This window comes from Sphingomonas phyllosphaerae (assembly GCF_036946485.1).
In the GTDB taxonomy this organism is placed as follows: Bacteria; Pseudomonadota; Alphaproteobacteria; order Sphingomonadales; family Sphingomonadaceae; genus Sphingomonas; species Sphingomonas phyllosphaerae_E.
This window is the reverse complement of record NZ_JAQIJA010000001.1, coordinates 78861-99504: the sequence shown is the minus strand read 5'-3', so window position 1 is coordinate 99504 and position 20644 is coordinate 78861. Positions and strand designations below refer to the sequence as shown.

14 protein-coding genes and 1 pseudogene are annotated in these 20644 nt (G+C 68.1%); 8 read left to right on the top strand and 7 right to left on the bottom strand.

The window, feature by feature from the left end; genetic code table 11:
• The first annotated feature begins 92 nt into the window (after window positions 1–92).
• The 3 genes from xylB (at window position 93) to PGN16_RS00440 (ending at window position 4927) form a co-directional block, all read left to right on the top strand.
• Complete coding sequence (gene xylB / locus PGN16_RS00450; protein ID WP_335307459.1) at window positions 93–1532, top strand: xylulokinase; 1440 nt, start codon at window positions 93–95, stop codon at window positions 1530–1532.
• A gap of 12 nt (window positions 1533–1544) precedes the next feature.
• A complete protein-coding gene (gene xylA, locus PGN16_RS00445) occupies window positions 1545–2855 on the top strand; it encodes a xylose isomerase (RefSeq protein WP_335307458.1) in 1311 nt (436 codons plus the stop codon).
• Window positions 2856–3346: 491 nt separating this feature from the next.
• Entirely contained in the window at window positions 3347–4927 is a 1581-nt protein-coding gene (locus PGN16_RS00440; protein ID WP_335307457.1) for an aldehyde dehydrogenase (NADP(+)), read from the top strand.
• A 694-nt stretch (window positions 4928–5621) separates the two neighbouring features.
• Here the strand turns inward: PGN16_RS00440 and PGN16_RS00435 are convergent.
• From PGN16_RS00435 to PGN16_RS00415, 5 genes and pseudogenes are all read right to left on the bottom strand, one after another.
• Window positions 5622–7422: pseudogene (locus PGN16_RS00435) on the bottom strand (IlvD/Edd family dehydratase).
• A gap of 51 nt (window positions 7423–7473) precedes the next feature.
• Window positions 7474–8685 (bottom strand): SGNH/GDSL hydrolase family protein, encoded by a 1212-nt coding sequence (locus PGN16_RS00430; RefSeq protein WP_335307456.1) that lies wholly within the window; start codon window positions 8683–8685, stop codon window positions 7474–7476.
• Between the two features lie 277 nt (window positions 8686–8962).
• The gene (locus PGN16_RS00425; protein WP_335307455.1) at window positions 8963–10285 is read right to left on the bottom strand and encodes an MFS transporter; all 1323 of its coding nucleotides are present in this window, start codon (window positions 10283–10285) and stop codon (window positions 8963–8965) included.
• A 204-nt stretch (window positions 10286–10489) separates the two neighbouring features.
• The gene (gene manD, locus PGN16_RS00420; protein ID WP_335307454.1) at window positions 10490–11701 is read right to left on the bottom strand and encodes a D-mannonate dehydratase ManD; all 1212 of its coding nucleotides are present in this window, start codon (window positions 11699–11701) and stop codon (window positions 10490–10492) included.
• Between the two features lie 8 nt (window positions 11702–11709).
• Window positions 11710–14097, bottom strand: a complete 2388-nt coding sequence (locus PGN16_RS00415) for a glycoside hydrolase family 3 N-terminal domain-containing protein (protein ID WP_443019554.1) — start codon at window positions 14095–14097, stop codon at window positions 11710–11712.
• A 118-nt stretch (window positions 14098–14215) separates the two neighbouring features.
• Between PGN16_RS00415 and PGN16_RS00410 the strand changes: the two genes are divergently transcribed.
• From PGN16_RS00410 to PGN16_RS00390, 5 genes are all read left to right on the top strand, one after another.
• The gene (locus PGN16_RS00410) at window positions 14216–16294 is read left to right on the top strand and encodes an alpha-glucuronidase family glycosyl hydrolase (protein WP_335307453.1); all 2079 of its coding nucleotides are present in this window, start codon (window positions 14216–14218) and stop codon (window positions 16292–16294) included.
• A gap of 60 nt (window positions 16295–16354) precedes the next feature.
• Window positions 16355–17422 carry a LacI family DNA-binding transcriptional regulator gene (locus PGN16_RS00405; RefSeq protein WP_335307452.1) on the top strand — a complete coding sequence of 356 codons (1068 nt, stop codon included), beginning with the start codon at window positions 16355–16357 and terminating at the stop codon, window positions 17420–17422.
• A 65-nt stretch (window positions 17423–17487) separates the two neighbouring features.
• Complete coding sequence (locus PGN16_RS00400; protein ID WP_335307451.1) at window positions 17488–18159, top strand: glutathione S-transferase family protein; 672 nt, start codon at window positions 17488–17490, stop codon at window positions 18157–18159.
• The gene (locus tag PGN16_RS00395; protein WP_335307450.1) at window positions 18159–18530 is read left to right on the top strand and encodes a tRNA-binding protein; all 372 of its coding nucleotides are present in this window, start codon (window positions 18159–18161) and stop codon (window positions 18528–18530) included. Before PGN16_RS00400 ends, PGN16_RS00395 begins: the two co-directional genes overlap by 1 nt.
• Complete coding sequence (locus PGN16_RS00390) at window positions 18530–18946, top strand: secondary thiamine-phosphate synthase enzyme YjbQ (RefSeq protein ID WP_335307449.1); 417 nt, start codon at window positions 18530–18532, stop codon at window positions 18944–18946. The genes PGN16_RS00395 and PGN16_RS00390 overlap by 1 nt, the downstream gene beginning before the upstream one ends.
• Window positions 18947–19323: 377 nt before the next feature.
• Here PGN16_RS00390 and PGN16_RS00385 read toward each other — a convergent pair whose 3' ends face one another.
• Together PGN16_RS00385 and PGN16_RS00380 are read right to left on the bottom strand one after the other, a co-directional pair.
• A complete protein-coding gene (locus PGN16_RS00385) occupies window positions 19324–20052 on the bottom strand; it encodes a class I SAM-dependent methyltransferase (protein ID WP_335307448.1) in 729 nt (242 codons plus the stop codon).
• 16 nt (window positions 20053–20068) lie between these two features.
• Window positions 20069–20518, bottom strand: a complete 450-nt coding sequence (locus PGN16_RS00380) for a GtrA family protein (protein ID WP_335307447.1) — start codon at window positions 20516–20518, stop codon at window positions 20069–20071.
• Window positions 20519–20644: the final 126 nt, after the last annotated feature.

The window sequence follows — 20644 nt, the reverse complement described above, 5'->3', positions numbered from 1 at the left end:
CCGGGGTCCAGTCGGGAAACGCAGCCGCCTTCCCCGCGACCTCCGACACTGGGCCCCGGCCTTCGCCGGGGCACTCATCTTGAAAGACCCCCATGTTCCTCGGCATCGACATCGGCACCTCGGGCGTGAAGGCGGTGGTGATCGACCGTGACGGCACGATCGCCGCACAGGCCACCGCCGCGCTGACCGTCCAGCGCCCGCACCCGCTCTGGTCCGAACAGGACCCGGACGCCTGGTGGCAGGCGACCGACGCCGCGGTGCGCGCGCTCCCTGCCGACGTGCGGCGTGCAGTGCGCGGCGTCGGCATCGCCGGCCAGATGCACGGCGCGACGCTGCTCGGCGCTGACGACCGTCCGTTGCGCCCCGCGATCTTGTGGAATGACGGCCGCTCGTTTGCCGAATGCGAGGAGCTGGAGCGCGCCGTCCCTGCGCTGCGTGACATCGCCGCGAACATCGCGATGCCCGGCTTCACCGCGCCCAAGCTGCTGTGGGTCAGGCATCACGAACCCGAGACCTTCGCGGCGATCCGCACCGTCCTTCTCCCCAAGGATCACGTCCGGCTCATCATGACCGGCGAGAAGGCGTCCGACGTGTCCGACGCCGCCGGCACCTTGTGGCTCGACGTCGCGAAGCGCGACTGGAGCGACGAACTGCTCGCCGCGACCGGGCTCACCCACGCGCAGATGCCGCGCGCGGTCGAGGGCAGCGACGTCACCGGCACGCTCCGTCAGGAAATCGCCGACAGCTGGGGGATGGACGCCGTCCCGGTCGCGGGCGGCGGCGGCGACAATGCCGCGGGCGCGGCCGGCATCGGCGTCGTCCGCGACGGCGACGCCTTGCTGTCGCTCGGTACATCCGGGGTGATCTTCGTCGCCACCGACACGCTGCGCGCCAACCCGGCGGCGGCGGTCCATGCCTTTTGCCACTGCATCCCGGGTATGTGGCACCAGATGGCGGTGCATCTGTCGGCGGCGGTCTGCGTCGACTGGGTCGCGCGGCTGATCGGGGCGGCGGCCGCGGCCGACGTGTTCGCGCGCGCCGAGATCGCCGGCCCGGCGAGCGGCCCCGAACTGTTCCTCCCCTATCTCTCCGGCGAGCGCACCCCGCACAATGACGCGCAGGTCCGCGGCGGCTTCCTCGGGCTCGATCACGACAGCACCCCCGAGCGGCTGGCGCAGGCCGTCCTCGAAGGCGTCTCCTTCGCGCTCGCCGACGGCGTCCGCGTGCTGCGCGAGTCCGGCACCACCGTCGAACGCCTGTCGGTGATCGGCGGCGGCGCGCGCTCGCGTTATTGGGGCGAGACGCTCGCCGCCGCGCTGGAGGTCGAACTCGCCTATCTCAAGGGCGGCGAGGTCGGCCCGGCGATGGGCGCGGCGCGCCTCGCGCAGCTCGCGGTCGACGGCGGCATCCCCGCCGACGTCTGCGTCGCCCCGCCGATCAGCCACGTCATCACCCCCGACCCGACGCTGGTCGACCGGCTCGCCCCCAAGCGCGCCGCCTTCCGCGCCGCCTATCCCCGCATCAAGCCCTAAAGGAGCACGCCCGTGAGCACCGACTTCTTCGCCGACATCCCCCAGATCAAATATGAGGGGCCGGAAACCACCAACGAACTCGCCTATCGTTATTACGACAAGGATCGGGTCGTGCTCGGCAAGCGCATGGAGGACCACCTCCGCTTCGCCGCCTGCTTCTGGCACACCTTCTGCTGGCCGGGTTCGGACGTGTTCGGCGGCGGCACCTTCAACCGCCCGTGGCATGCCGGCGCGAACGACAGCGCCGCGGCGGCGCAGAAGCGTGAGGTGGCGTTCGACTTCTTCACCAAGCTCGACGTGCCCTATTACTGCTTCCACGATGTCGACGTGATGGCCGACGCCAACAGCGTCGCCGAGCACCGCCGCTTCTTCGGCGAGGCGGTCGACCATCTCGAGAAGCTCCAGGCGTCGTCGGGCCGCAAGCTGCTGTGGGGCACCGCGAATCTTTTCGGCAACCCGCGCTTCGCCGCCGGCGGCGCGACCAACCCGGACCCGGAGGTCTATGCGTTCGGCGCCATGCAGGTCCGCGACGCGCTGGAGGCAACGCACCGCCTCGGCGGCAGCAACTATGTGCTGTGGGGCGGCCGCGAGGGCTACGAGACGCTCGCCAACACCGACCTGAAGCGCGAGCTGGACAATCTCGGCCGCTTCCTGACGCTGGTCGTCGAGCACAAGCACAAGATCGGCTTCGACGGCACGATCCTGATCGAGCCTAAGCCGCACGAGCCGACCAAGCACCAGTACGACTTCGACACCGCCACCGTGTACGGCTTCCTCAAGAAGTACGGGCTGGAGAACGAGGTCAAGGTCAACATCGAGGCGAACCACGCCACGCTGGCTGGTCACACCTTCGAACATGAGATCGCGATGGCCGGCGCGCTCGGCATCTTCGGGTCGATCGACGCCAACCGCGGCGATCACCAGAACGGCTGGGACACCGACCAATTCCCGAACTCGGTTGAGGAACTGACGCTCGCGATGCTCGAGATTCTCCGCGCCGGCGGCTTCACCACTGGCGGCTTCAATTTCGACGCCAAGGTGCGCCGTCAGTCGATGGACGCGGTCGATCTGTTCTACGGCCATGTCGGCGGAATCGACGTCGTCGCGAAGGGCCTGCTCAACGCTGCGGCGCTGATCGAGGACGGTCGCCTCGATGCGATCAAAAAGGAGCGTTACGCGGGCTGGGACGCCGAGTTCGGGCAGAAGGTGTCGTCGCTCGACCTCGCCGGGATCGCCGATCTGGCGGAGAGCGCCGACGTCAACCCGCGCCCGCGCTCGGGCCGTCAGGAGCGGATCGAGAATATCGTCAACCGCTTCATCTGATCCTCAAATCGTCATTCCCGCGCAGGCGAGACCTCTGCGAAACCCGTCTTCTGTTCCCCGGCGAAGGCCGGGGCCCAGTTGGGAGAGGCTTGTAGCTAACCGAAACACCTTCCCAACTGGACCCCGGCCTCCGCCGGGGAACGGCTTACGAAGGATATGGCCCGCACTTCCGCGGAGGTCTCGCGAAGGCGGGAATCCAGACGCGCAGGTCCGTCGATAGAGGCGCGACCGCAGAGCATCTGGATCCCCGCCTCCGCGGGGATCACGGTGAATGGAACTGGGTGACACGAAAATTCTCTCTCCCCTTCAGGGGAGGGGCTAGGGGTGGGGCCGTGTCTCACCGAGACCAGCGCCAAGACTTTCTCACCCCAACCCCTCCCCCGAGGGAGAGGGGCTTGATGATACCGAGCCCGCTCACCCAGCCGCAGGGTTGCGAATCCACCCCCTGCCGCCTAATTAATGTCCGACTAATTCCCATCACGAGGACGATCATGATCGACGGAGCGATGCTCATCGGCGCCGAGGCGCGTCAGGCTGACAAGCGGTTCACCTCGGTCGATCCGTCGACCGGCGAGACGCTGACGCCCGACTTCTCCTCCGCCGGCCCCGATGCGGTCGACGCCGCCGCCGCGCTCGCCGCCGAGGCGTTCCCGACCTACAGCGCGACCGATCCCGAAACCCGCGCCGCGTTCCTCGAGGGCATCACCGACGAGATCCTCGCGCTCGGCGACGAGCTGATCGTCCGCGCGATGCAGGAAAGCGGCCTGCCGCGCGCGCGCCTCGAGGGTGAGCGCGGCCGGACGGTCGGCCAGCTCAAGCTGTTCGCGCAGGTCGTCCGTCAGGGCGACTGGCTGGACGCGACGATCGACCCCGCGCTTCCCGACCGCCAGCCGCTGCCACGCCCCGACCTGCGCCGCATGAACGTCGCGCTCGGACCCGTCGCGGTGTTCGGCGCGTCGAACTTCCCGCTCGCCTTCTCGGTCGCGGGCGGCGACACCGCCTCGGCGCTCGCGGCGGGCTGCCCGGTGGTCGTCAAGGGCCATCCGGCGCACCCCGGCACCGGCGAGCTGGTTGCGCGTGCGATCGCCAAGGCGGTCGAGAAGGCCGGGCTCCCGGCCGGCGTCTTCTCCTATCTGCCCGGCGAGACCAACGAGCTGGGCGGCGCAATCGTCCGCGATCCGCGCATCAAGGCGGTCGGCTTCACCGGCTCGCGCGGCGGCGGCATGGCGCTGATGAAGATCGCCGCCGAGCGTGACGAGCCGATCCCGGTCTATGCCGAGATGTCGGCGATCAATCCGGTCGTCCTTATGCCGCACGCGCTCGAAGCACGCGGCGCGGCGCTCGCCCCGGCCTATGTCCAGTCGCTGACGATGGGCGCGGGCCAGTTCTGCACCAACCCCGGCCTCGTGCTCGCGATCGCCGGCCCGGCGCTCGACGCGTTTGTCGAAGCGGCCGGTCAGGCGCTGACGGAGAGCGCGCCGAGCACGATGCTCACCCCCGGCATCCACGCCAGCTTCGAAAAGGGCGTCGAGGCGCTCGCCTCGCATGCGGCGGTCACCACCGTCGCGCGCGGCAAGGTCGGCGAGGGCGTCAACCAGGCGGTCGGCGCGCTGTTCCGCACCGACGCCGAGGCGTTCCTCGCCGATCGCGCGCTCGGGCATGAGGTGTTCGGCTCGTCGTCGATCGTCGTCGCGTGCCGCGATCTCGCCGAGTTGAAGAAGGTGATCGCCAGCCTCGAAGGCCAGCTCACCGCGACGCTCCAGATCGATGCCGAGGACGAGGGCGACGCCAAGGGGCTGATCCCGGTACTCGCCGACCGCGTCGGCCGCATCCTCGTCAACGGCTGGCCGACCGGCGTCGAGGTCGCTCCGGCGATGGTCCATGGCGGCCCGTTCCCGGCGACCAGCGACGGCCGCACCACCTCGGTGGGCACGGGGGCGATCTATCGCTTCCTGCGCCCCGTCAGCCTCCAGAACCTGCCCGCCGGACTGCTGCCGGACGCGGTCTCGGACGCCAACCCGTGGGGCATCGCCCGCCGCATCGACGGCAAGCGCGAGGCGTCGCCGCGGTAAGGTTCGCGGGTTGATGTGAAGCGGAAAGGGCGGCCTCGCGGGGCCGCCCCTTTTTTTTCCACGCGGAGGCGCGGAGGTGCTCCGCCCAGCGCCGCAGGCATGTTCAACAACGAAGGCGGATCCGTCATTGCGAGCGCAGCAAAGCAATCCAGAGCCGGATCAGGACGCCCTGGATTGCTTCGCTCCGCTCGCAATGACGGAAATGATGTCCGGCGGGCGCGGCAAACGCGCCCTCTCTGCGCCTCCGCGTCTCTGCGCGCGATCAATCCGCGCGCAGCCGCGAACATGAAGCTGTCCAGCAGGCGACACCGTGCCACTTGTCCGGCGTCCTCGCGGCGGCGCGTGCAGCAGTTTTATGCGCGCAGAGACGCAGAGGCGCAGAGAGGTCGTGGGCTACGCATCGTGCAGCTCCTCACAAGGATATGAGAGGCTGCTGGCGCAGCCGGGAGAGACTCCCCGAGCAGCCCTCCGCGCCTCCGCGCCTCCGCGTGAGAAATCTTGAGTTCGCGCAGAGCACGCAAAGGACGCGGAGAGGCGGTGCGCTGTGTCACATTCCGCGGCAGCAACCACCATCATCCCGGTGGCGGACGGGAGCCGTGCCTATGGCGCAACCGCTCTGCGTCCTCTGCGTGCTCTGCGCGAACAAAAAAGGCGCGGAGAGAAGACCCTCCGCGCCGCCGCGTGTACCGATCCGTCAGTGGTTGTCGCGCGGCAGTCCCTTCGTCTGCGCGATGCGCTGGTACTTCTCGGAGCCCTCGAGGATCGCGCCGGTGCTCATCTGCCCGACCACCGCGCGCTGGATCTCCTGCCACGGCGTCTGCGAGGCCGGGTACGCATAGCCCCCCCGCCGCCTCCAGCGCCGCGCGCCGCTCGGCCAGTTCCGCGTCGGAGATCAGCACGTTGGCCGTCCCCTTGCCCAGATCGACCCGCACCCGGTCACCGGTCTGAAGCAGCGCGAGGCCCCCCATCGCCGCCGCCTCGGGCGAGGCGTTGAGGATCGACGGCGACCCGCTCGTCCCCGACTGCCGACCATCGCCGATGCACGGCAAGGCATGGACGCCCTCGGTGATCAGATAGGCCGGCGGGCGCATGTTGACGACCTCGGCCGCCCCCGGATAGCCGATCGGCCCTGCGCCGCGCATGAACAGCAGCGTCTCGGGCGTGATCCCGGTCGCCGGATCGTCGATGCGCGCGTGATAATCCTCCGGCCCGTCGAACACCACCGCCGGGCCCTCGAACGCCTCGGGATCGTCGGGGTTCGACAGGTAACGGTCGCGGAACTCAGGCGAGATCACGCTGGTCTTCATCACCGCCGCGTCGAACAGATTGCCCGACAGCACGATGAACCCGGCCTCTTCCTTGAGCGGCGCGTCATACGGACGGATGACCTTCTCGTCCTCGATCGCGACGCCACGGCAATTGTCGCCCATGGTCTTGCCGTTGACGGTCAGCGCGTCCTCGGCGATCAGCCCCTGTTCCATCAACTGGTTGACCACCGCCGGCACCCCGCCCGCGCGGTAATAATCCTCGCCCAGATACTCGCCGGCCGGTTGCAGGTTGACGAGCAGCGGCACCTTGTGGCCCTGCTCCTCCCAATCCTTGATCGGCAGCTCGACGCCGATGTGACGCGCCAGCGCGGCCAAATGGATCGGCGCGTTGGTAGATCCGCCGATCGCGGAGTTGACCTTGATCGCGTTGTGGAACGCATCCTTGGTCAGGATGTCCGAGGGCTTGAGATCCTCGGCGACCATCTCGACGATCCGCTTGCCGGTGAGGTACGCGACCTCCTGCCGGTCGCGATACGGTGCCGGGATCGCCGCCGAGCCGGGCAGCGACATGCCGAGCGCTTCCGCCAGCGAGTTCATCGTCGTCGCGGTGCCCATCGTGTTGCAATAGCCGGTCGATGGCGCCGACGACGCCACCAGCCGGATGAACTCGGCATCGTCGATCTCGCCCGCCGCGAGCAACTGCCGCGCCTTCCAGACGATCGTCCCCGAGCCGGTCCGCTCGCCCTTGTGCCAGCCGTTGAGCATGGGACCGACCGACAGCGCAATCGCCGGGATGTTGACCGTCGCCGCCGCCATCAGGCAGGCCGGGGTGGTCTTGTCGCAGCCGATCGTCAGCACCACGCCGTCGAGCGGATAGCCGTACAGCACCTCGACCAGCCCGAGATACGCCAGATTGCGGTCGAGCCCGGCGGTCGGGCGCTTGCCGGTTTCCTGGATCGGATGCACCGGGAATTCCAGCACGATCCCGCCCATCTCGCGCACGCCCTCGCGCACCCGCTCCGCCAGCACCAGATGGTGGCGGTTGCAGGGCGACAGGTCCGAGCCGGTCTGCGCGATGCCGATGATCGGCTTGCCCGAGCGCAGCTCCTCCAGCGTCAGACCGAAGTTCAGATAGCGCTCCAGATACAGCGCCGTCATGTCGATGTTCGCCGGATTGTCGAACCACGCACGGCTGCGCAGCTTCGTCGGATCGTGGGGGGCGGTCATGCAGGCGGGCTCCAGAACGAGTCAGGTATATAGTCGGACAAATAGCATCGCTCAGCGCAGCGACGCCAGCGAAATTCCTTCCGCCATCGCGCGATAGCCGGCGATGCTCGGATGCAGCCCGTCGCCGCTGTCATAGGCGGGCAACAAGCGGTCGGGCCGCGCCGGATCGCGCATCAGCCGGTCGAAGTCGATCACGCGATCGGCGTTGCCCGGCGTCCGGATCCACGCGTTGATCGCCTGCCGGTCGGCCTCGCTCGCCGCGCCGGGGTGGTAATAAGCATTGGTGGCAAACGGCATGATCGTCGCGAGATGCACCGTCATCCCCTTGGCGTGCGCGCGCGCCACCATCTGCGCATAGGCGCCCGTCACCCCCGCCACCAGCGCGCGATGCGCCTCCGGGGTCGCGGGCTGTTCGCCGGTCAGCACGCCGATATCGTTGACGCCCTCCAGCACGATCAGATGCTTCGCCCCCGCCTGCCCCAGCACGTCGCGATCGAAGCGCGCCATCGCGTTCGGCCCCAACCCGTCGAGCAACACGCGGTTGCCGCCGATCCCGAGGTTGAGCACCGCCGCCTTGCCGCCCAGTCGCCGCGCGAGGACATCGGTCCAGCGCGCATTGGTGTTCGGCTTCACGCCGTACCCATCGGTGATCGAATCGCCGAACGCGACCACCCCGTTCGGCGCGGCGCAGCGCTCGACCTCGATGCCGGAGAGCTGGAACCAGTGATCGGTCTTGGTCGCCCCGGTCAGATCGGCCGCGCCGGTCGCCTCGCCCTTCGCGATCCACGACGTCGCGCGCGACCCGGGGTGCGAGGTCTGCCCGTCCGGCGCGACCGGAAAATAGGCCGACACCGCCAGATCGTCGAAGGCCGTGATCGGCAGCGCCACCGCATCGCTCCACCATTCCGCGCCCGGCGGCACGATCACCTCGCGGGCGCCGCCGAACGACAGCGCCCGCACGCTGCCCGGGGTCACCCGTGCGCTGGCGAGATCCGCCGAGCGCGCGATGCTCGCGGCGGCGACGTGCAGCGGCGCGCGGCCATAAGCGTTCGAAAAGCGCACCCGCACCCGCGCACCGCCGATCGACGGCCGCACCACCTGCCGCAGCGTCGCATCGCGCAGCGCATTGGCGGGGAGGACATTCTCGCCCTGCGGCGTCATCTGCGCCGAGGCCCAGGCCGCTTGCCAGCTACAGGCGCGCGCCGCGGCGGGGGTGGCGGAAAGGCTAAGCAGCGCGGCGGCAAGCACGAGAGAGGATCGCATGGTCGCTCCGAAAAGAAAGAAGGGCCGGGCTCGCGAAGAGACCGGCCCCGAGAGGCGACGCGCCGAATAAAGGGGAGAAAAACGGCGCGCCTAACGCAATCAGGAAATCGGGCTGATGCCGGGCGGCAGCAGAGGAAAGACGTCAAGAGCGGCGTGCAGCGGGCCGGGCGTGGTGATCGACATCTTTCCTCTCCCTGACCGTTCATGCCGGTCGCACCTGATCCGAGACCATGGCCGCGTGGTGTTGATAGCGGTATCAAGAACTTGTCCGCATCCGTCAACCGGCCTGCGTCAGACGAACGTCGCGGTAGCGCGGGTTGAGCAGGTGGAAGACCAGCAACGCGACCAGATACGCCACGCCGCACGCCACGAAGAACGGCCCGTAACTCCCGACCGTGTCCAGCAGCAACCCAAGCGACTTGGACGCGATGAACCCGCCGACGGCGCCCGCGAACCCGCCCAACCCGATCAGCGTCCCCTGTGCGAAGCGCGGGAACTGGTCGCCCGGCAACGCGAACAAATTGGTCGAGAACCCCTGATGCGCCGCGCACGCCAGCCCGATCAGCGTCACCGCGATCCAGATATTGCTCGCCTGCCCCGCGAACATCACGGGTAGCGCAAACAGGGCGCAGGCGAACATCGCCCGCTTGCGCGCGCGTCCGGTCGCCACGCCGCGCTTGAGCAGATGCGACGAATACCAGCCGCCCGCGATCGCGCCGAGATCGGCGAGGATGTAGATCGCGACGAGCGGCGGACCGAAGCTCTTCAGATCATAGCCATATTGCTTGTTGAAGAAGTCCGGCAGCCAGAACAGGAACGTCCACCACACCGGATCGATCAGGAAGCGCCCCGCCATATAGGCCCATGCCTCGCGATGCCGCAGCACGCGCAGGAAGCCGGCGCGGCCCTGATCGACCGCCGGCTCGGTCTCGATCCAGGCGCGTTCCTCGATTGTCAGCCGCGGATGCTCGGCGGGCTTGTGATACAGCCGCCACCACGCGAACAGCCACACCAGGTTGAACAATCCGGTGATGATGAACGCCCAGCGCCAGTCGAGCAGCAATCCGGCGACGATGAACCCGATCAGCAGCGGCGTGACCACCGCGCCGACATTCGCCCCGGCGTTGAAGATCCCGATCGCGAGCGCACGTTCCTTCTTGGGGAACCATTGCGATGCCGCCGCCAAGGCAGAAGGATAAGTCCCCGCCTCGCCGAACGCGAGGGGGATGCGCGCGATCACGAAGCCGGTCGTCGAGGTGACCAATGTCTGCGCGAAATGGCCGAGCGTCCAGCTCCCCATCGCGAGCAGATAGCCGTATTTCGGCCCGATCCGGTCGATCAGCCACCCGAAGATCAGGAAGCCAATTCCGTAGAAGACCTGAAAATAACCGGTGACGTCGCCGTAGCCGGTGTTGGTCCAGTTGTAGAGTTCGGTGAGCTGCGGCTTGAGCACGCCCAGCACCAGCCGGTCGACATACGACAGCACCACCGCCGCGAACAACAGCGCGCAGATGATCCAGCGGATGCGGCCTTTCGGTCGCGGCACCTCGTGCGCGGCGGTCTCGGGCGCGTGCTGCGCGATGTGGGTGAAGTCGCTCATAAGCTGTCTATTTCCCTCACCTGCCGTCTCGCGCTTTTCTCCAAACCGTTCGTGCTGAGGAGGCATTGAGCTTGTCGAAATGCCGTCTCGAAGCACCGCCCCGCGCGTGCCCTTCGAGACGAGGCTTCGACAAGCTCAGCCTCTCCTCAGGGCGAACGGAGGTGGAGCTTGTTCGCCTCCACAAAGTCGGCGCTGGCGTCACCCTCACCAGCTCCACAGCGTGCCATCCTCCAGCCGGTTCACCGGCAGGTACGCGCGCTTGTATTCATACCCCGCCGCCAGCTCTTCATCCACGTCGACCCCCAGCCCCGGCGCATCGCCCGGGTGCATCATGCCGTCCTCGAAGCGATAGCCATGCGGGAACACCGCATCGGTCTCGGCGGTGTGCGGCATATGCTCCTGCACCCCGAAGTTCGGCACCGACAGCCCGAAGTGCAGCGCCGCGGCCATCGTCACCGGCGACAGGTCGGTCGCGCCGTGGCAGCCGGTCCGCACCTGATACAGATCGGCGAGCGCAGCGACCCGACGCAAATGCGTGATCCCGCCGGCATGGACGATCGTCGCGCGGACATAGTCGATCGACTGCTGCTCGATCAGCGCCTTGCAGTCCCAGATCGAATTGAACACCTCGCCGACCGCGATCGGCGTCGTGGTGTGATGGCGGATCAGCCGGAACGCGTCCTGATTCTCCGCCGGGGTCGGGTCCTCGATCCAGAACGGACGGTACGGCTCCAGATCACGCCCCAGCCGCCCGGCCTCGATCGGGGTCAGCCGGTGGTGGACGTCGTGGAGCAAATGTACGTCCGGCCCCAGTGCGTCGCGCGCCGCCGCGAACAATTCGGGCACGACGCGCAAATACTTCTCGGTCGACCACACCGACTCGCTCGGCAGCGCGGCATCGGCGGGCTCGTAGCGTTGCCCCGGCTTGGCGACGCCATAGGTGGAGGCGAGCCCCGGCACCCCGCATTGCAGCCGGATCGCCTTGTAGCCCTTGTCGCGCTCGGCCAGCGCGACGTTGATCGTGTCCTCGATCGTCGTGCCGTTGGCGTGTGCATAGACCATGCACGCCTCGCGGCTCGCGCCACCCAGCAACTGGTAAACCGGCAATCCGGCCAGCTTGCCCTTGATGTCCCACAGCGCCACGTCGACCGCTGCGATCGCGGTCATCGTCACCGGCCCGCGCCGCCAATACGCGCCCTTGTAGAGATATTGCCAGATGTCCTCGATCCGGTGCGCGTCGCGCCCGATCAGGCACGGCACGACATGCTCGGAAAGATACGCGGCGACCGCCAGCTCGCGGCCGTTGAGCGTCGCATCGCCGACGCCGGTCGTGCCGTCGTCGCAGGTGATCTTGAGCGTGACGAGATTGCGCCCCGGACAGGTGATGATGACGCGGGCATCGGTGATGATCGGCATGGTCTCTCTCAGGCGATGTCGAGCGTGACGGTCTGCACGTCGCGGCTGTTGGGGCCGGTCATGATATCGAAGCGGCCCGGCTCGACCACCTCGCGCATGTCCTCGTCCCACATCCGGAACGCCTCGGGGCCGAGCGTGAAGCGCACGGTCTTCCGCTCGCCCGGCGCGAGCGAGACGCGTGCGAACTCCTTCAATTCCTTGACCGGGCGCGCCACCGACGACACCTGATCGCGGACATAGAGCTGCACCACTTCGTCGCCCGCGCGCTGCCCGGTGTTCGCGACATCGACCTCGACCACCACCTGCCCGGCGGTCGCGATGCGCGGCGCGGACAGCCGCGGCGGCGACAGGGTGAAGGTCGTGTAGCTCAGCCCGAAGCCGAACGGGAACAACGGCTGATCGTCGTCGAACAGATAGCCGCGCCGCGCCGAGGGCTTGTGGTTGTAATAGAAGGGCACCTGCCCGACGTCGCGCACCACCGTCACCGGCAGCTTGGCGCCCGGATTGACGTCACCGAACAGCACGTCGGCGACCGCGTGCCCGCCCTGCTGCCCGGCATACCAGCATTCGACCAGCGCATTCGCGCCCGCCACGACGGTCGGCCATGACGGCGGCCGCCCGTTGATCGCGACGACCACCACCGGCTTGCCGGTCGCCTTCATCGCGCGGAACAGCTCGTTCTGTTCGCCGAGCAGATCGAGGTCGGTGCGATCGCCGAGATGCGTCTTGGCATAGCCCTCGCGGCTGGTCTGCTCGGTATCGCCGATCGCGAGCAGGATCACGTCGGCGCTTTTGGCGACCTCGACCGCCTCGGCGATCAACTGCCGGTTGCGCGCCGGGTCGGCGAGCAGCACCTCGTTGGCGGAGCGATCCTCGCTCTGCGTGATGAACACGCCCTGCGCATGGACCACCTCCGCGCGCCCCTCCAGCTTCGCGCGCACCCCGGCGAGCAGCGACACCGGATCGGTCGGGAGCGACGAATAGCCGCCCAGCCGCGGCACCGCCGCATTCGGCCCGATCACCGCCACCCGCTTCTGCGCACCCGGCGTCAGCGGCAGCGTCCCGTCATTGACCAGCAGCGCGATCGACTTGCCCGCCGCCTCGCGCGCCAGTGCCAGCGCCTCCGCATTCGCGGTCAGCTTCGCGGCGGCGCGCGCGTCGACGGTCGCCTCCTCGAACAGACCCGCGCGGAACTTCATCGTCAGCATCCGCGCGCATGCCAGATCGATCGCCGCCACCGGCACCGCCCCGGCCCGCACCTGATCGGCGAGCGTCCGATAGGCGACGCCGTCCGGCAGATCGCAATCGACCCCCGCCTCCAGCGCCAGCTTCGCCGCCCCCTCCTTGGAAGCCGCGACATGGTGGAAATAGTCCAGCTCGGGGATCGCGGCGTAGTCGCTGACCACCGCGCCGTCGAAGCCCCATTCGCCGCGCAGGATCTTGCCCAGCAACCAATGGTTCGCATGGCTCGGCACGCCGTCGATCTCGTTATACGACGGCATCACCGCCGCGATCCCGGTCTGCTCGACCACCTTGCGGAACGGCGGGAAATAGCTCTCGCGCAATTCGCGTTCGCCCAGCTGCGCGGGCGCGACATTGTTGCCCGCCTGCGGTTGGCCATGCCCGGTCATATGCTTCAGCGTGGCGTGGACCTTGCCCGGCCCAAGCTCTTTCCCGTTCCCCTGCAGGCCCCGGACCGCTGCGACGCCCATCTCGCCGCACAGATAAGGATCCTCGCCGAACGTCTCCTCGATCCGACCCCAGCGCGGGTCGCGCGCGATGTCCACCACCGGCGACAGCGCCAGCGTCGTGCCGTGTGCGCGCACTTCGCGCCCGATCACCGACTGGACGCGCTGCATCAGCGCGCGGTCGAACGAACCCGCCAGCGCGATCGCCTGCGGAAAGCTGGTCGCACCCGGCGCCATATAGCCGTGCAGCGATTCCTCGTGGAACAGGATCGGGATGCCCAGCGGGGTCCGCTTCGCCCAGTCCTGCGCGGCATTGACGAACGCGATCGTGTCGGCGGGCTTGCGCCACCGTCCGGTCACATCGGTCCCGGTATTGTTGGCGGTCGCCGCCCCGCCGCGATCCGACGGCCGCGCGATCTGCCCAATGCCGTGCGGATAGGCGCTGTCGGCCTTGCCCGGCGCGAACGCGCGCGCCTCGTCCATCACGTCGCGTTTGGTGGTCGACAGCGTGATCAGCTGCGCGACCTTCTCGTCCAGCGTCATCCGCCCCAGCAGGTCGCGGACGCGCAGGTCGACCGGCGCACGCGGGTCGCGATAGATCGGCACGCTGGCGGCGGCGGGCAGGAAAGCGAGCGCGGAAACTCCGGCGCTCCAGCGCAGCAGGTCGCGACGGGCGATGACCGCGGTCGGTCGACGATGGGCGGTCACGCGCACATTCTCCTAACTTTCCCGATCTGGCGCCGGGACTTGTGAATTTTGCTGATAGCGGTACCATGGCCGTTCAGAAGCGGCGTTGTCAATGCCGCCAAAGGTAGCGGGAGCGGTGATGAAGGCACGTTCGGGATGGCTGGGTGCGCTTGCCCTGATGCTGGCAAGCGCCGCGCACGCCGATGACGGCTATCGGTTGTGGCTGCGTGCACCGGCGGCGACGCCGGCCGCCGCGACGGTCGCGGTGCGCGGCGACACCGCCACGCTGCGCCTCGCCGCCGATGAGCTGACCCGCGCGCTGCCGGCGGGCATGAGCGTCACCGTCGCCACCTCCGCCGACGCACAGGTCGTGGGGTTGCGGCTGCCGTTCGCGCCGCTCGGTGACGAGGGCTATCTGGTTCGCCCGGTCACGCTGGACGGCAAGCCGACGTTGCTGGTCGCCGGCAACACCGACCGGGGCGCGCTCTACGGCGCCTTCGCGCTGCTCCGGCATCTCGCGACCGGCGGTACGGCGGCGAACGCGACGCTCATCAGCGCGCCCAAGGTGAAGCTGCGCGTCCTCAACCACTGGGACAATCTCGATGGCACCGTCGAGCGCGGCTATGCCGGCGTGTCGCTGTGGGACTGGTGGACGCTCCCCGACCTCAAGGACCCGCGCTACACCGACTATGCGCGCGCCAATGCCTCGATCGGCATCAACGGCACCGTCCTCAACAACGTCAACGCCAAGGCCGATAGCCTGACCCCGCGCTACATCGCCAAGGCGGCGGCGCTGGCCGACGTGTTCCGGCCGTGGGGGATCAAGGTCTATCTCTCCGCGCGCTTCTCCGCGCCGATCGAGCTGGGCGGTCTCAAGACCGCCGACCCGCGCGATCCGCAGGTGGCCGCGTGGTGGAAGGCGAAGGCCGACGAAATCTACCGCGCGATCCCGGATTTCGGCGGCTTTCTGGTGAAGGCGAACAGCGAGGGCCAGCCCGGCCCGCGCGATTACGGCGCCAGCCACGCCGACGGCGCGAACATGCTCGCCGCCGCGGTGAAGCCGCACGGCGGCGTCGTGATGTGGCGCGCGTTCGTCTATGCCGAGACCGATCCCGAGGACCGCGCGAAGCAGGCCTATACCGAGTTCAAGCCGCTCGACGGCACCTTCGCCGACAATGTGATGGTGCAGGTCAAGAATGGTGCGATCGACTTCCAGCCGCGCGAGCCCTTCCATCCGCTGTTCGGCGCGATGCCGAAGACGCCGCTGATGATGGAATTCCAGATCACCAAGGAATATCTCGGCTTCGCGACCCACCTCGCCTATCTCGGCCCGCTGTTCGAGGAAGTGCTGTCGGCGAAGACCGGGCGCGGCGCCGAGACGGTCGCCTCGGTCGTCGACGGCAGCAGCGAGCGGCATCGCCTGACCGGCATGGCCGGCGTCGCCAATATCGGGCGCGATCGCGACTGGTCGGGGTCGACCTTCAATCAGGCCAATTGGTACGCCCTCGGCCGGATGGCGTGGGACCCGGCGCTCAAGGCGGAGCCGATCGCGCGCGAATGGGCGCAGCAGACGTTCGGCACCGACCGTCCGGTGGTCGATACCGCGGTTGCGATGATGATGGGCTCGCGCGAGGCGGTGGTCGATTACACCGGCGCGCTCGGGCTGGCGCATCTGATGGCGACCGGACACCATTACGGGCCGGGGCCGTGGGTCGCCGATCTGGCGCGCCCCGAATGGAACCCGGTCTATTACCACAAGGCCGACCGCGACGGCATCGGTTTCGACCGGACGAAGACGGGCAGCAACGCGGTGGCGCAATATGCGCCGCCGGTCGCAAAGCGCTTTGCCGACCCGAAGACCACGCCCGAGCGCGACCTGTTGTGGTTCCACCACGTCGCCTGGGACCGGAAGATGCCGTCGGGCAAGACGCTGTGGGAAGACCTTGTCGCGCATTACGACCGCGGCGTCGCCTATGTCGCGGCAATGCGACAGCAATGGGATGGCGTGCGCACGCAGGTCGATGCCGAACGCTGGCAGAAGACCGCCACCTATCTGGCGGTGCAGGAGCGCGAGGCGCGCTGGTGGCGCGACGCCAGCCTCGCATACTGGATGTCGGTCAACGGCCGCGCCCTGCCCGCCGGCGTCGCGCCGCCCGCGCACGATCTGGCCTGGTACGAGGCGCAGTCCTTTGCGTACGTTCCGGGTCACCACGACTAATCTCGTGCTTGCCGACGCCGCTCCGGCCCGCCAAGAACCGTAGCATATGGACTGTCCGGCATGAACGAACCGCGCGGGTCGCGCCGCCAACGCAACGCCCCGACGATCAGCGACGTCGCGGCGCGCGCGGGCGTGTCGCCGATGACGGTCAGCCGCGTCATCAATCGCGAAGGCAGCGTGCGCGAGGCGACGCGCGAGCGGGTCGAGGCGGCGATCGCCGCGCTCCGCTACGCACCGTCGGCGGCGGCACGGATGCTGGCCGGGGGCGAGGATTTCCGCCTCGGCGTCCTGCACACCACGACCAGCCTGTTCTATTTCAGCGAGTTCCTGGTCGGCTGTCTCGATCAGGCCGCGCGCCAGAACGGGCAGATCATCGTCGAACAATGCGCGGAGGGCGCGGAACTGGCGGCGATCGAGCACCTGCTGAACGGGCGCGTCGACGGCCTGCTGCTCCCGCCCCCGCTCGGCGATGCCGAGGCGGTCGTGGCGATGCTGCGCGAGCGTGACGTGCCGGTCGTCGCGGTTTCGACCGGGCGCGCGCCGGAATGGGCGCTGTCGGTCAGCATCGACGATCGCAAGGCCGCTTACGAGATGACCCGCCATCTCGGTACGCTCGGCCATCGGCGGATCGGCTTCATCACCGGCGCGGCGAACCAGAGCGCCACCGGCGAGCGGCTCGCCGGCTATCGCGATGCGCTCGTCGACATGGCGCTCGACGTCGACGACACGCTGATCGCGGAGGGCAATTTCGGCTATCGCTCGGGGCTGGACGCGGCGGAACGCTTGCTCGACCTGTCCGATGCGCCGACCGCGATCTTCGCCAGCAACGACGACATGGCCGCCGCGACCGTCGCGATCGCGCACCGCCGCGATCTCGACGTGCCCGGCGACCTCACCGTCTGCGGTTTCGACGATTCGGCACTCGCCACAACGGTCTGGCCGGAGCTGACCACGATCCGCCAGCCGGTCAGCGACATGGCACGCACCGCGGTTGACCTGCTGATGCGCGAGATTCGCCAGCGGCGCGCCGGCAGCAGCGAGGATCACCCGCATGTCGTGGTCGATTACGCGCTGATCCGGCGGCAGTCGGATGCGGTGCCGCGCCGCCGCCCGCGCGCCACGGGCTGATCGTCCCGCTCGCGCGACGAAGGCGCTTCCCTGCGCCCCCTACTTCGGCCTAACAGCGCCGATATATGTGGCAGCTCTATCAGTTCCCGCTGTGTCCGTTCACGCGCAAGGTCCGCACGCTCCTCAATGAAAAGGACGTGGGCTATCAGCTCATGCGCGAGAATCCGTGGGAGCGGCGCGACGCGTTCATCGACATGAACCCCGCCGGGCAGACGCCGGTGATGACCGACAACGATCGGGGCGTCGTGCTGGTCGATTCGATGGCGATCTGCGAATATTTCGAAGAAACCGTCGAGCGGGTCGCGATGATCAACGGCACCGCCGCCAACCGCGCCGAGATCCGCCGTCTGGTGGCGTGGTTCGACACGCATTTCTATCGCGACGTCACGCAACCGCTGCTCGACGAGCGCATGATCAAGCGCATCGCGCACCGCATGGCCCCCGACGCGTCGCGGCTGCGCGAGGCGATGAAGTCGGCGGTCGGGCACCTCGATTACATCGACTTCCTGCTCGACCATCGGAAGTGGATCGCCGGCTCGACGATCAGCCTCGCCGACCTCGCCGCGGCGGCGCAAATCTCGGTCGCCGACTATCTCGGCGGGATCGACTGGGCGGGCCATGCGCTGACCAAGGCGTGGTATTCGGCGTTCAAGAGCCGCCGCAGCTTCCGCCCGCTGCTCGCCGAGCGGATCAGCGGGATCGAACCGCCGAGCTATTACGAGAATCCGGACTTCTGATGCACGCCACCCACGACCCCGCCGCCCCGCCCGCGCCCGAGATAGGGTTCGACGACTTTCTGGCGGTCGACGTGCGGGTCGGGACGATCGTCGCCGCGGAGCCGTTCCCCGAGGCGCGCAAGCCGGCGTTCAAGCTAACGATCGACTTCGGCCCGACGATCGGGGTGAAACGATCGTCGGCGCAGATCACCGAACATTACGATTGCGACGGACTGGTCGGGCGACAGGTGGCGGCCGTGATCAACTTCCCGCCGCGCCAGATTGGCAAGTTCATGTCACAAGTGCTCACGCTCGGCTTCCCGGATGCGCAGGGCAAGGTGGTGCTGGTGCATCCCACCTTCCCTGTTCCCGATGGCGGGCGGCTGTTCTGATGCGGCAGGCGCATGGCAGATTGACGGTCGCGACCCGCGGGGCCGGGCTGGTCGAGATCACTGACGCCGTCACCACCTGGCTGGATGCGCAGGGCATCACCGACGGGCTGCTGACGGTGTTCTGCCGCCACACCTCGGCGTCGCTGCTCATCAACGAAAACGCAGCCTCGGCAGTCCGTCGCGATCTGGAACGCTATTTTCAGCGGCTCGCCCCCGAGTCACGCGACTATGAACATGACGACGAAGGCCCCGACGATATGCCCGCGCACCTCAAGACTGCGCTGACGAACGTCTCGCTTGGCATTCCGGTTCACGACGGGCGGATGATGTTGGGCACGTGGCAGGGCCTCTACCTGTTCGAACACCGCACCGCCCCCCACCGCCGGACTCTGGCGCTACATGTGATCGGCGAATAACCGCACTTCCCGACCGTCGCGCCTGCGAAGGCATCAATTCGGCACCGCCACATCGACTCCGCCAGTGCCCGACCAGATGCCGCCCAATCCGGAAATGCGCTAGAACGCCGTTCGACAAGAACCACCGTCGTCCCTGCGCAGGCAGGGACCCATGTCTGTCCCGTCCTGTCGTAACATCAGACACAAAGAACGCCGCTCATGTGTCGGCCAATCACACAAACTCCGCAGCCATAGGCCCCTGCCTCCGCAGGGGCGACGGCCAGATCTCAATGACGTGAGGTCGGCTACACCGTTCGTCATTGCGAGCGGAGCGAAGCAATCCAGGGCGTCCTAAACGCTGCATTCGCAACGACATCACACTGACGCTATCCCTTAGCCTAACTCGGCTCCGCCAGCGTCAGGATCGACACGCCAGTCGGCATCGGCACGCGCCCGACCAGATGCCGCTCGACCCGGAAGATCCGCTCGAACAGCGCGTTGACAGGCGCGGCCGGCGGCGAATCGTCGCTGTCGTCGCGCCCGGTCAGCCGACCCGCGACCCGCGCCGCGGCGGCCAGCGGAAACAGCAGCGAATTGAAGTAGGTAAGCCCCCGCTCCTTCAATCCCGCCTTGTGGATCGCGCCGAGCAGCGTCTTCTTCGAATAGCGGCGGTGGTGATGGTTCACCACGTCGTGCGCGCTCCACATCCACTGATGCGCCGGCACCGCGATCAGGATCTTGCCGCCGGGCGCGAGACATTCGCGCATCGCCGTCAACGCGGCGACATCGTCCTCGATATGCTCCACGACATCCAGCACCGCGATCAGGTCGTAATGGCCGCGCGGCACGCCGGGCAGTGCGGGCAGCGGTGCATCGCTGACCGGCTTGCCGAGCCGCTGGCTGGCGATCGCACGCGCGGCGGGATCGATCTCGATCGCATCGACCTCGCCGAACCCCGCCAGCATCGGCAGATTGTGCCCGGTGCCGCAACCGATCTCCAGTATCCGTGCGGGCGTCGGCAATCGACCTTCGCGCGTCAGATAATCGGCCAGAATGTCGCGGCGCGCGCGATACCACCAATGGGTCGAATCGTGTTCGGCCATGCGATCATAGACGCGACGGTCCATCAGCGATTACTCTTGCTCAAGCGAACACCCAGAAACGATAAAGAACGAAGGTCAGCATCGGGGTGACGAAGACGTTGGTCACCAGCGGCCACCACGTCGCCCCGTGCATCGGCCCGGTCAGGAACCAGACGAAGAACGTGTTCATCGTGAAGCTGACCAGCATCACCACCAGGTAGCGGCCGCCGGTCCGCGCGACATTGCCACGCTCGCCCACCCCGCGAAAGCTCCAGCGGCTGTGGATGACATAGCCCGCCATCATCGACACCAGATAGCCCAGGACATTGGCGATCAGCGGCCAGACGCTGCGATGTTCCAGCGGCCAGCGCACCTGCGCATAGGTGGCGATCGGCCAGTAGACCGCCGCATAGATGACGGTCGCGGCGCCCCCGGTCAGCCCGAAGCGGACGATCTGCCAGAAAAGCGCGCGGAATTGATCGATCTTGCCGTCTGCTTGCAACGTCGCCACAACCTAGCCCTTTCCGCCGCCCGCCTAGGGCCGCGCGCCGATGCTGGCAATGGTCGCGTGCGCGCGGGGACGGGACGCCGTTGCCGTTTTTCCCGCTGCGGCCTATCGCGCCATCGATGGACCGCG

Bases quoted from the DNA above. Each gene is read 5' to 3' on its own strand.
- PGN16_RS00410 (WP_335307453.1), top strand. From the start codon at position 14,216: ATGAAGGCACGTTCGGGATGGCTGGGTGCGCTTGCCCTGATGCTGGCA.
- PGN16_RS00390 (WP_335307449.1), top strand. From the start codon at position 18,530: ATGCGGCAGGCGCATGGCAGATTGACGGTCGCGACCCGCGGGGCCGGG.
- PGN16_RS00400 (WP_335307451.1), top strand. From the start codon at position 17,488: ATGTGGCAGCTCTATCAGTTCCCGCTGTGTCCGTTCACGCGCAAGGTC.
- PGN16_RS00425 (WP_335307455.1), bottom strand. From the start codon at position 10,285: ATGAGCGACTTCACCCACATCGCGCAGCACGCGCCCGAGACCGCCGCG.
- PGN16_RS00385 (WP_335307448.1), bottom strand. From the start codon at position 20,052: ATGGACCGTCGCGTCTATGATCGCATGGCCGAACACGATTCGACCCAT.
- manD (WP_335307454.1), bottom strand. From the start codon at position 11,701: ATGCCGATCATCACCGATGCCCGCGTCATCATCACCTGTCCGGGGCGC.
- PGN16_RS00430 (WP_335307456.1), bottom strand. From the start codon at position 8,685: ATGCGATCCTCTCTCGTGCTTGCCGCCGCGCTGCTTAGCCTTTCCGCC.
- PGN16_RS00405 (WP_335307452.1), top strand. From the start codon at position 16,355: ATGAACGAACCGCGCGGGTCGCGCCGCCAACGCAACGCCCCGACGATC.
- PGN16_RS00395 (WP_335307450.1), top strand. From the start codon at position 18,159: ATGCACGCCACCCACGACCCCGCCGCCCCGCCCGCGCCCGAGATAGGG.
- PGN16_RS00440 (WP_335307457.1), top strand. From the start codon at position 3,347: ATGATCGACGGAGCGATGCTCATCGGCGCCGAGGCGCGTCAGGCTGAC.
- xylB (WP_335307459.1), top strand. From the start codon at position 93: ATGTTCCTCGGCATCGACATCGGCACCTCGGGCGTGAAGGCGGTGGTG.